Genomic DNA, 13,429 nt, shown 5'->3' on the forward strand with positions numbered 1-13,429 from the left:
CATTGGTCTGCTGCGGCGGCAATTGGGCTTCAAGATAACGCAGCCGCCCTTCGTCCTGCATCAGCAACGCGGATTGGGCCGGATGCGTTTCCTTGATCTCCTGCGCGTAAGAACCGACCGCGGCGGCGGAGATGGGCAACGGCATATGCGCTGGCAGGTGGCTGCGTAAAGATCGGACGATAGCGGCAAAATAATCCGCCCTGTTTTCTATTTCCTTTAGTTCCAATAAAGGCAGGGCTGTCAATTCTTCCCGGGGCAAATGGCCCATTAAAGCCCGGCGGATCCTGGTGGAAGATATTCTATTGAATTCTTCGGGCGCGTCGATTTCCAAGATCTCAAAAGTGATCTGCCTGACCATATCTGCCTCTTCCTCCATATAAGGCAGATCGGCCCTTTTCATGAACAAAACTTCAACGGCCTGCCCATGGTGGGTGAGATAAATATGCTCTCTATGCGTGGCCAGGTCAAATTTGCCTATCGTGTCCAGCGAAGTTTTCCCGTTTTCGTCCATCTTGGGACGCTGTATGCCGTCTTCTCCCGTTTCCGGAACATAATAATGTTTGTGGTCATCCCCCACCAGATAGACAACGGTCAACGGTATTTCTTTGTTCAGGCGCAAGATGTTCCAAACATCTGTCTCGGCGTCATGGGACGTGCCGCGGGATATGCCGGAATAAACCAGCAATCCGCCGAAGATCTCTTTCAGCAAAATTTCCGCCACCTCATGGCGGTCTTTTTCCGTCTGTGACAAATTCGATTTTCGTTTACTGTGGCCGGCGATGACAAAGAAAACTTTAGATAATCTGTGTTCCGCCATAGCCCGTAAAGGCGTTAATAAATGGGGCCAGTGCAGGGGTTCACCGGCCGTGCCCAACATGCCAACACGGTTGGGCGCCGCTGACATATGTTCGCCGTGTGTAAATAAAGGGTCTTGTTCGCTGCCCCGGACATGCGCCCTGGGGTTAATTTCCCTGTTCATGACGCGCACGGCGATCCAGACCAGGGATCCCCAGGCATGGTCTAAAATTTGCCTGGCGAGCTTTTCATCGCGGTGCTCTTTGGGCAGGTTGTCCTTAATATTCTGCATGATCTGTTCAATGCTGACATCCAACATACCAATGACTTCATCGGTCAAATATTGTTTGGCGTATTCATATTCCGCCCATCTGTTCTGATGATGCGTGCCGCCGTTCAATTCATGTATGAACACACGTGTGAGCATGTTCATGGGATTACCTGACTTGTGGATGTGGTCGAGGAAGGCCTGTTCAATATAAACGGTCTTTTCTGCGGGGACATACGTGGCGCCAAACGTAATCTTGCCCGTTTCAATGATCATAACCTGCGGCGGCGCGCGGCTTGCCTCGACGCGGCCTATGGACTTCAGATACGCCAGCGCTTCCTGGGCCTGCGGGAACTGCTGCGTGGCCGGCGTCATTGGGACACCTAGCGCCCTGTATTCCGCCAACTGCGCGGCGGTTGCTTCAGGGCTCAAGCCCGTATAGCCACCGTCTTTCTTTGGATCGCCTGCCCGTTTCTTGTTCCAGGACCGTTCAAGTTCTTCCGGCGTCAACTCTTCGTGTACCCGCTGAGAAAACCACTGCGCGATCTCTTTGTTCGTCAACGTCTCAATGGAGTCTTTGTGATCACTAAGAATTCCCCCATCATCTCCGTAGGGCCGCTCCCGCAAAAATTCGAGGGCCGTCGCCCTATTCCTCGTTAGCTCACCGGGATCAAACAATCTCACCCGCGGCGTTTCGCTCCCGAGATTTTCCACGCCCCAATTGACGGTCAATGAAAATGTCTGATCAAACACACCATAGGCCCAGAACTCTTCTTTGATCGTACGAAGGGCTTGAATGAGGACTGCCTTAACCTGTTCAACAGATCCCTCGTGAAAGAGCCGATGAACAATAACGCCAAGCGTTTCCGAGGCCTTCCATTGGAGATCGGCGTGCTGGGCTGTCCGCTGTTGTGAGCGTCCATCAGGCCCCATAACGGAATAGGCCACATTGGTCACGGCAATCAATGGATAAATGGCCTGGGAACTACTCAGTGACTCCTGCACCACGCGCGGACCCTCGATTTTTCCGCGATCTACCCTATCCACCCACGCCTCAAATTTCTCGGTAGGCATTGAGGTGCCGCCCCAGCTCCGTTGCCCCTCCCTATCTCCCCACAAAATCTCTCTGGTCTGCTCCCGCGTCATCGGTATACGAAGCACAAAAGGCCAATCGGGATGCGTATAGATATTCCATTGAGCCCCCTTATCGACATGCGATAACGGCGGCGCCTCAGCAATGATCTGGCGCGCCTCATCCTCAGTTTTCGGCATTGCGGCAACAACGTCGGCGCCGCGTTCTTTAACGCGCAAGACTAGCTCGCGTTTTGTATTTTCTTCATCAGGCGTGGGTAAAGAACGCACGGGGTCGTACTCAGAGGACGGCTGCCAATCCCAATCGGATAAATATTGAGCATGTTCATGCATCCGCCTGGAAATGATCCGGATCTGCTCTGCAGTAAAGGCCTGCGTGGGCATAGGCCCAAAGGTGAAATACGCGCCACCGGGAACCTGGGGTGCGCCCGAAGCCGCTTGAATAAAATCGCGCTCAGCGCCTTCCTGCTCGCCTAACCATGAAAACACTCCTTGATACACCCCACGTTTTCTAATACCCACAACGATCTCGATCGTTCCATCCGCATGGACACGGCTGATCAATGGTGGGGAAAGATCTGCGTCATACAAAGATCCCAAATCGTGATGGACCGCATCCGCGACCTTTCGCCAGTCACGGCCGCGATACAATCGCGCGCGAGCATCCCAACCGGAAATTTCACCCCACTCGACATCCTGACCAGGTCGGTGGACATCAGTAAATCCAATCTTCCCGGCATCCAAACTCGTAAAGACAGGGGCCACCAAGGGGCCGCTCTGTGTGTGATAATGCCCGCCCTGGCTCGCGCCGCTGTCAACGGCATTGGCCCAGTGCTGGTATTTCGGCCCACGGGCCGCCGTAAAGAGAATAAAATCATACAGCCTCGCCTTATCGCGAAAATTCAATGAAACGCGGTCTTTTGAAACGACCATGATGTGCCCATCATAAAACTCACCGATAACGGTCGTCAGCCAATATTCACCGGCCTCTCCCACCAGCTCGCCAATGATCTGGAACGAACGCCGCGTGCCGAAATCACACATCGGGCATTGCTGATCAGGATGTTCTTGATCCACCTTGAGCATCTGTACTTTAGGAGCATCTTTCAAAACGTTTTGAGCGGCCCTTTGTCCTGCTGTGCCGGCCGCAAGGATCCCCTGTGCGCTGCGTCCCGGATTAAACGAAAGTACGCGACTGATGCCATCTTCTCCGACCAGGGTGATATGATTGCCCGTATCGGACTTATAAATCGCCTCGCCGTCGGGGGAAACATTACCAATGGTCCGCTCGTAGCCTTTTCTAATTGTCTCTTCCGCAAAACCGATATTCCCTTCGGCATCGGCTAAATCAATTGATATGCGATTGACCTGAATTTCCAAGATCGCGCGCTCATCCGCATCAGGATCAGCGGCATGCTCATCTTCGTGTTCGTTGATAAACGCCCATGTGTCGGCAGGGACTTCGCCGGGGCGGACATTGATGACGATGCGTCTTTGCGGCGGGTCATAATACGCCACCAAATGGTCCTGCGGCGGGGCATTGGGGTGCTGGGTGCGCAATTCCGCTTCCTTCCTTGCGAGGACCCCGGCGTGACGGCGCAGCATTTCTGCCGCGGATGGATTGGTAAGTTCTATCTCCTTCGCATAAGCATAAACAACAGCGGACGTGATCGGTTTAGGTCCATCGGCAGCCTCTACGCCAGCCGTGCCGGGAAGGGCGCGGGTGGGGTCTTTTTTATGTCCGTAGTAGCTATGTCTCTGGGCAAATCTATGCCAGTTGCCCGGCAAGAACGACGCATCCAGTGTCTCCCGGTAATAGCTGGAAGACACATCCAGATCGATCCACGGATTCTGGATCAAATGCATATCGAGCTTCACCCGCTCATCCGCCGAGAGATCTCCTGCGCTAACCATCCGCCGCTGGATCTCACCGCGGATCGACAGGATCCCTTTAAGGACTGTCCTACTGCCTGCTCCATTCGCCACCAGCGGTATCTTGTTTATCTCCACAGCATCTCTGGCCTGAGCTGCGGCCGCTTCTTCATCTCCGCCCGCCTTCCTGGCATCTTTTCTCGCGCTCTGCTCCGCTTTTGCCTTCTCACGCTCTATGTACTCATGCCGTCTCTGTAACTGCCCCGGGTCCAACTCCACATCCTGTAACCCCACAAACTCCCCATACAGCGCTCGCTGCATCCATCCATCTATGATCTGATGCATCCCATGGTTGATCGCATCTTTATACACATCCATTTTCCCTAAATGTTGCGCTGTATAATGCCTTACTCTTTTTTCTTCTTCCGTACTTAACAAATACACTATTTCTACCCTGCGGCCGGTATTTAACTCCAGCAACCGGAGCATCTCTTCGAATCCTTCTATCTCACTATCCTCTTCACTGCCTAAATCTGTATACCTTAAGATCGGGAAGGTATCGCGGAACGTCTCTTGCGCCAATCTGTGTCTGTCCGCCGATGGGACCTGTGCGTCCGCGCTCACCTTCTTGTAGTCGATCTTCCCCTGGATCCTCATGACCACAAAATCCAGGCCCAACACATACGCTGACATCAATGCGATCAGCGGATGGCCCCAGACCAGCGGATTCGCTGTGATCGGCAAATATCCTACCCGCAATGGCCTGCTTCTTAACTCATAGAGCCGCTCGTCTTGCACGTCTGTCCCATACTTCATCGTTCTAAACTTGACAAACGGCTCCGTCTTGCCTTCTCTGGCCTTTTGTGCCAAACCTTTTAGCGCCATTTCCATCGCTATATACAACCGTGGAACGAAGTGCTTGGATGTCCAATCTGTTCGCCCGGGGTTCTCTTCATAGAGACGCCTGATCTCTTTGACTTGTTCCCTTAGGCCATTCGTCCCTGATTCAATCTCACCGCGGATATGTGCCCACACCGACTCCACCGCTCTCGCGGCCTCTTCCTGCCGATGTTCCAAATTCAAACTGATGTCCACACGCCCATTGCCAAACGGCAAGTCTGCCCATTCCCAAATACCATCAGTCACAAAGATAAACGTATATTGGAAGCCTTTGTTGACTTTAACTGTGGTCTCATAAATCAACTGTCCATTTCTCTCCCTTACAAACTTAAGCGGCCCACCCTCCTGCCTCCAATTCTGTTGATCCTGGTCTTTATTCGTATACAGCATCACTTCTCCCCGGAAGGTCTTCGCATACGTGACCGCCCTTAATACCACTTCATCCCCGGACAGGGCCTGTTTGTGCACTTCATCGATATATCCTCGCCTTAACCGACGGCCGATCTCCTGTTGCCGGGAAGTGTTTTCTCCCTCACTAAGGTTGAATTCAGGGTACGCGCCAATCTCATGACCGAGGCTCAAAACCTGTTCTTCGAGGGTGTTGTAATCGGGATAGTTATTGCTGATGATGAGGTATTGCTGACCGTTGCGGGTGACAATGGTGGCTAAGAACCCTTTCACGGGACCGGCGCGGACCAGGCCGGCTATGGCCATCTGTCTTAAACATTCGGCCATATGCGCGGCACCGATGGCTTCCAAAGCCCGGATCGCCAGTTTCACCGCAGCGCTGTTCTCATCCAAAACTGCGAAAGTATTGATGTCGTGCCGGCTCATTTCGAGGTCGACTTCCTCCTGGCTCAACAGCTCTGTGTCCGGTAAACGGCGGGTGGGGTCGCCGGTAGTATTGGCAGCATCAACGGCAACACTTTTTATGGTCCTGACGATATCTCTGTGACTAAACACCATCCTCATGGTGCTGTTGCCGCCCGCTGCATGGGCCAATTCGTCCACACTTGCCGCCTTGATCTCCGCCACCAAATTCCCGTCCACAACACCCATATCTGTCATCTTCCTGATGATACCGTCAGCATTCTCTTCCACCTGCACGATGTAAACATCCACACTTTCACGCACAATACCCTGATGCTCATGCGAATACCGGTATATGTCATCTACAAATCCATCCATATGCCCTGGTATTCCTTCCTTAAGATGCGTCCCGGCCGAGATTGTGTTGTTTTCAAGCCACATATCGATCCCTAAGGACCTTGCCAGAATTCCGGGATCTGTCCCGCGCGCGCTGAAGAATGTGCGGCGCCCCTTGGCTGTTGCGGTGCCCTGGCCCCGAATATAATGGATCAGATGTCCTTCCTTGGACACGATCACGAAAACCACCCTCTGCTCCCAAGATCCTTGAGGAGCCAATGCTGCCGCGGATGGATCCGCGGATGCTGTGCTGGGCAAGGCAGGGGTGTGGGCGATGACCGATTGTGCAGCCGGCTTCTTGCTCCCCCACATCTCATGCTCAATCGCATATTTATACCAACGGGAAGGCAATAAGGCACTTGCTGCCGGGTGGCCCTCTTTTAACTTCTCCCGCAACAAGGTCGAGGAGATGTTTAAGTCCACATCCGGACCTTTGATCAAAAACATCGGGATGTCAGAGGTCGCATAAGCACTACCCATATCCTCCCGCGTAGCCTTGACCGCGCTGTGGATCGTATCGATCCCTTTTAATGTCTTCGGTCTGCCGCTCCCATTGGTCAGCGGTATCCCTGCCTTAGCGTCATGCTCAGCTTTTTGAACAGCTTCCTCTATTTGTACCGGTTCAAGACCAGATTTCTCTGCCTTTGCTTTGGCCTTTGCTTTTTCTGTAGCAATATACGCGCTTCTTTTTGCCAGCTGATCAGCAGTCAACGTCACATCTGTTAATTCCACGAATTCCCCATACAAGCCTCTTTGGATCCAGCCCATGGAGATCCGATGCCGCTTGCTATCAAACCGATGTAAATTCTTGCTCAACATCTCATAATGCAGGCGTATGTAATGCTCCACCCTTACTTCTGTCTCGGTGCTGAGCAAATACACAATATGCAGCCTGCGGTATTTGTTCATCGCAAGAAGATTAAACATCTCTTCAAAGCCTTCCACCACTCTTTCTTTTTGCGTCCTAGGATCAATGGGCAGATCTTCACTGCCCAAACTCGTATAACTAAATACCGGCCGCAACCCTTCCCTGATATCCTCTTGCAACAGCCTATGCCGGTCTTTCTTGGGCGCCAAGTCCTCCGGGGCCATCGGCTTATGAATCGCTCCCTGACCGCGTTTGACCAATCTATCCGCCATTACCTGATTACCGCTGGCCAACAACACCCACGGGTGACCATATACTTCAGGGTTAGCCGTAAGAGGAAAATACGCCACTGTCGCTTCTTTGAGCGGTACGAGCATAAAGAACATCTTAGTCAACCACTCAACCAGCCAGTTGCGCTTGATCAAACTCACCGGTGCAAACACGTTGATCTTCCCTTCCCTGGCCAAGCGCGCGCGTTGTTCTATGCCTTCCTGGAACACCCTAAAAAGATTCTCGGACACTATGCGCACTTCACTGCCTTCCGGCTCCTGCATGGCCGCCTCATAACCCGGCCTCATGTCTTCTTCTATGTACCGGGCTACGCGGTTGATCCTTTGCTCCTGCATGATCCGATAGGATTCCCTCACAGCGCCGCGGATGCCTAACTCCGTCATCTGCTTGAATTTTAAAATGAATCGCACGCCGGCACCGACCCAGTCCGTGCGGGCTTCCAGCCGATGCTCGTATTGAGCAAACAGATGTTCTTCGTGCAGATTCTGATCGTGGGTGCCGTTGTTGCTTTCGTGAACAAGAGTGTAACTAAAGAAAGAATTGTCGTTAATGGCGATCAGAATATACTCTAAACCATTGACCCGGACATGCGCCCCGTAGGCTGTTCCCATGGAACCCGCACGCACACGGCCGGCTTGCATTAAGGCGCGCAACTTATCGGCTTTGTCTTTCTGTCCGGCAGCCTGATGATACAACAATACCTTTTGCGCGTCTTCCATCTGCTCATACACCGCCTTCCAACCATGTCCGTGGATCGTGTTGCTTTCGATCAAGTGACGCGCTTCCGCTTCCACTTCACCAGCTGTATGGCCGGGACGGGGTTTGGCAGGATCGTTCGTTGTAGACGGCTGCCAGGTCCAATCGGATCTTTCACGCATTATTCTCTTAAAGTTTTCCGCAATGGTCTGTTCCTGCTCTGCTGTCAACGGCCTCTTTTCTCCAAAGGCAAACGGCAGGCCGCCCAGGGAATTTGCCCAACCCGCGGCCCCCATCAAGAGGTCCGACTCTTCCAAAAGGTGATAAACTCCACGACCAAACTGCGGGATGGTCGGCTGGATCGCCATCTCAAAGGTGCCGTCCTCGTGAATGCGCGCCACGATCAATGCCGTAAGACCGTGGCGATACATGTCCAAAATGTCCTGATGGGCCTTAAAGACGATCGCTTCCAGATCTTTTCCGAGATAAAAAAGCGCTCTGGCCGGCCAGCCGTTCAATTCGCCATAAACCATATCTTGACCGGCCGCTCCGGTCCGACGGAAGGTGACAAGGCCGGAATCAATGGCTCTCCAGAGCGGATTCCTCATCGGAGCTGAATGAGTATGCCAATGCCCTCCCTGGCTGGCCCCACCGCCCTGACCATTGGCCCAGGATTCGAACTCTTTACCGCGGGCGGCAGTAAACAACAAAAAGTCGCGCAGTCTATCAGCATCATCAAAAGTCAGGGCAACTCTGTCCTTGGCCAGCAGCATGATATGTCCCCGGGCCCACTCGCCGATCACCGTCGTTATGAAATATTCATGGCCTGTACCGCCCTTGGCAGGACCGATGACCTGAAAATTTCTGCGCACATTAAAATCACACATGGGGCAATCTGTGTCCGGATGAGGAACATTGACCCTCACCCGCGACGCACCGGCATCTGCGGACTCCAGCGCTCTTATTTTCTGGGCTTCTGCATTTTTAGCCAGCGCTGCGGCTTCATGCGCCGGTGTGGCATAGCGGACCAGGATGCCGGTCGGTGTGCGGTGAGGATGGAAGACAAGGACCAGCGGAATGCCGTCTTCAGTCCTGATATCAACTTCATTGCTATGATCGAACCGATGGATCATTTCACCATCGGGGCCCATCTGCTCTGCGGCTGTTTCATAGCCCCTTTGGATCTCCGCGTCGGCAAAACCGACATTGTGTCTGGCGCGGGCCAGATCAATTGATGTCTGACGGCGATCACTTTCAACCGCGGGCGGCTGCCAATCCCAATCGGAAGCGTTGCGCATCATTTGTTCGAACCGGTCCGCCACGATCCGGCGTTGTGTTCCATCCAATTCCTGGGCAGGACCAAAAGCATACGCCACACCACCCGGGATCCGGGAAGATCCGTTGCGGGTGGATATCAATTCCGGACCAAGCGGCTGCTCAAGCAGGTATGTTACACCGGACATGGCACCCAATTTTCTTGGACCGATCACCAGTTCATAAGTCCCATCATTCAATACACGGGCATTGATGGCGGGGGTGCTATTATGATTATATAGATCTCGTAGATCTCTACTTGCAACCTGGACCAATTTTTGGACATTTTTACCTCTGTATATCCTCACTCTCGCCGGCCATCCCTCCATCTCACCGAACACCACATCGGATCCGAAAAATCCAGGATTCACAATAGTGACCTTACCGCTATCAATGGCCTTCCAAAGCGGAGAACGGAGCGCGGCGGAATGAAAATGCAGATGCTTGCCTTGTCTGGCGCCGCCCCCTGGGGCATTGGCCCAAGTTTCATGATCGCTGCCGCGTGCCGCGGTAAAGAGCAGCAAATCGCGCAATCTATCGGCATCAACGAACACCTGGGTGACTTTATTCTTGGCAACAGCCATGACCATCTCACGGCCATATTCACCGATAACTGTGGAAATAACGTACTCATACCCCACCGGGCCGACCGCGCGGTCCATGATCTGCCAAGGTTGTTTCGCATCAAAATTACACAACGAACAATCAGTGTCGGAATGGAGCATGTCAACCGTTGTTGGTTCAGGCTGCCCATTACCTGCCAATGTCCGGCCCGGCAGGAAGGACAGCACGAACCGGACGCCATTTGTAGAAACAATTTCCACATCAGTGGAGGCATCATATGGATGGATGTTTGTTCCATCCGCGCCCTCTCTGGCCGCGGCGCGATCATAGCCATTGCGAATTCTCGCGGCAGCAAATCCTATATTAACTTCAGCATCAGCCAAACTAATTGATGCCTGGTCTGCTTCCGCTTCCAGCCATCCCCTAGCTTTGTCTTCTCTGATAGTATTAGTTCCATCATCGTAGCCGAATGCGCTGCCGATCTCATGGGCGAGGCTCAAGACCTGTTCTTCGAGGGTGTTGTAGTTGGTATGGTTGTAGTCGGAATAATGGTCGCTGATGATGAGGTATTGCTGACCGTTGCGGGTCACAATAGTAGCTAAGAATCCTTTGACAGGGCCGGCACGGACCATGTGGTCTCTGGCCATCTGTCTTAAACGTTCGGCCATATGCTGCGCGCCGATGGCTTCCAAGGCCCGGCTGGCTAATCTTACTGCGGCATTATTTTCATCCAGCACAGTGAAGGTATCGATGTTGTGCTGGGCCATTTCAAGGTCAACTTCCTCTTGGGTCAACGGCGTTGTACCCGGCAAACCACGGGTCGGGTCATTGCGGGCCCCTCGACCATAAGAACCTTTCAATCCATAAGAAACATTTTTCAATAAACCAAAGGGTGTCAGAATAATACCTATAAGGACCAACGGCATTAAAGTCAGCAGCCCATGGATAAAGATCAGAAGCCGGTCAATGCCTCCGGTCACCCGTTTCCCGTCCGTCACACGGACAGTCGTGCCGCTGACTAAAACCTTGCCCCAGTTTCTAAATTCATTAACCACGATCCCCAACCACCCGAACAGGCCGACATCGTACGGCGTGGAACCGGGATTGTAGAATGTTGCCGAATAATACGTGGACAAGAAATACATAAACACCGGCCAGGACAACCATTGCGAATCATTGTGATAAAGCCACAAGCCAAGGCCGCTAAATGCCATGCCCAGCAAAGCCGGTGACAGATGCGATCTCTCAAACGTTTCATACGTTGTCGGCTGCTGTTCATTAACAGCGTCATGAAGAACAAAATAGCGGTGTTCAAGGCCAAGCGTCCTGCCGGATCCCACGTATTTGGCATCGCCTCTCTGGGCCGTGTCCACGCCCTGCTTGTGGACGGAAACGAAGAACTGGAAGAATGGTGAGGTCATTAGAAGATATGTGACCCATTGATCAAATCCTGGGCTAAGCAGAATAATGGCCAGCGGCGTGAAAGCCAGCAAAGAGATGGCCCCGTAATAGTATAGGCCTGATAACACAGCCAACTGGGCCAGGAACGGTACATAATTTCTCATTTGTATCCTGCCCAAATGAACGACCAGGATCGCAACAGCATAGGTTGCCAGAAGCGTCATCCACAGTGGAGCTGTCCCGAACATCATGACCGCCACCTTGCCAATAATAAACCACTGCACCGCCAGAGGGACCATTCTTCGTTTCTCGATCGTACCCAAAAGCCCGTGGTCAAAAATGAGCCGTACCAGCCCCGTCAACGTCGCGGCCTGGGAATAGATGATGCCGACAATGGCCAGCGATATTTCAAGAATGAACGCGGCAAAACCGCTTAAGCCCAGATAGACCAGGAATCCGGCATAAGAAAGGTTCGAGTTGTGCACGTGCGGCTCTTTGGTGTAGAAGCCGGTGCCGCCGAAGAAGTGCGTCAAATTGCGCAGGCGTCGGGTCACAAGATTGCCATAGACCGGTGCGTCCCTTAAATTTCTGGCCGGTTCAGAATGATATTGCTGCGCGCCGCCGCCGCCAAACTTGCTGTTCTTGGCCGCAACCCCCATAAGGCTGACTTCACGGGCCTTGCCGGCCTTGGTATAGTAAATGAGCCTGACCTGCTTGCCTTTGGCCGTCCATTCATAGCCGGAGGGAATGTCTTCATTGACCACATAGGCCTTGGTAATGCGGCCGATCATGTCCGTATAATTGGTGTCCCACCAATCCGGGTGACCATATTGATACCTCTGCTTACCAACCATGTCCTGGCTGGTTTGGACGACCAGGTTAAAGGTGCGGTCAGCATGCGCGTCAGCGGCGCCTTCGACAGAAATGTGCTCGGTAAAGATAAATTCAGGAAGCCCCACATTGATCACATTGTTGTGTCTGAATTCCTGCGAGACATTAGGCGCCAGGAACGCGTCCTCGATGTAAACATCCTGGTTCTCATCCATGCCCTGCATATGCCGAACCCGGACAAACGGCTGCATGTTGATCTGGTTCGCCGGTTTGCCCTGGAAGGAAACCATCCTACCCGAATATTCCAAACGCATGATCACATGCGTCGGCTGACCCAAGGCATCGATGTCCCCTGCCCTGAAATAAACGCTGTTGCTGTTGGCGATCTTGTTGACCGTCTCCATATAAACGATTTCCAGATTGGAATAGATCTCAAACAGGCGAAGATAATGCGCCAGCAATTCCGGTCTGGCGGAAATGCCCTCACGCGGATTTCCAGCAATGCTTTCCCAGACCTGGAAGCCCAACAGCGGCTGGAATTGGTCTTGCACGCGCTGATGGACCATCGCCTGCCATGCCGCTTCGGAAGCATAGATGCTGCGGTCGTGGTAATTGATCTCAGCCAAAAACGTGAGGGCCTCTTCATAATGCATGATGCCGCGCACGGTGCGGCCGATGGTCTGGAACCGGGAAGCGGCCCACATCTGCACTTCAAATTTCACCCACGGATGTTGAATGATCAACGGCTGTCCGCGTCTTAAATTCTCCATATTCTCCAAATCCCGCACGATCTGCGGATCCGTGACAAAACCATTGGCGTCCCTGCCGCCCGGAGCATCGTTATGGCCTCTCATGTTGATGCCTCTGGACAAACGCCGGATCACATTGCGCCACTGGTTCGGGGTCAGATCGATCATGTAAGTCAAATTCGTATGCCGGCCTTTGTCACGACGAATGTTGAGCTGGTCCAAAAGGAGATCTTCATTGGCATATTTGGGTATTCCCACACCGATGGAAATCTCATCAAAATCCGGCGCCTGTGGCATATCCATGGTGAGCTGTTCATAGATCGCATATATCCTGCGATAGACATCCGCATCCTTCGGGGCCTTGCTAAGATCGGGCCATTGAATGATCACACCGTTGAGCCTGTCATTGCCAAGGCCTTCCCCTTTAATCTTGAATAAATAGGCTGCCAGCTGACCTTCGGACATTTCGTCTCTGATATTCATGCTTCTCATCTGGGCATTCCACCAGATGGCAAAGGCAATGTCTGTTTGCTGGGGCGTCAAGCGGCCGACGGATCCCGGCAAGACCTTGGTGACGAAATT

At 52.9% G+C, this 13,429-nt stretch carries 1 protein-coding gene (cut by a window edge); it reads right to left on the reverse strand.

What is annotated here, in order from left to right; all coding sequences use genetic code 11:
* Positions 1-13,429, reverse strand: part of the annotated coding region (locus Q7K71_04055) for a cysteine peptidase family C39 domain-containing protein (GenBank protein ID MDO8675274.1) (this coding region is incomplete at its 3' end). Its footprint extends 38,772 nt past the window's final position; 13,429 of its 52,201 annotated nt are in view.

The sequence above is a fragment of the Candidatus Omnitrophota bacterium genome, assembly GCA_030650275.1.
GTDB lineage: Bacteria > Omnitrophota > Gorgyraeia > Zapsychrales > Fredricksoniimonadaceae > JACPXN01.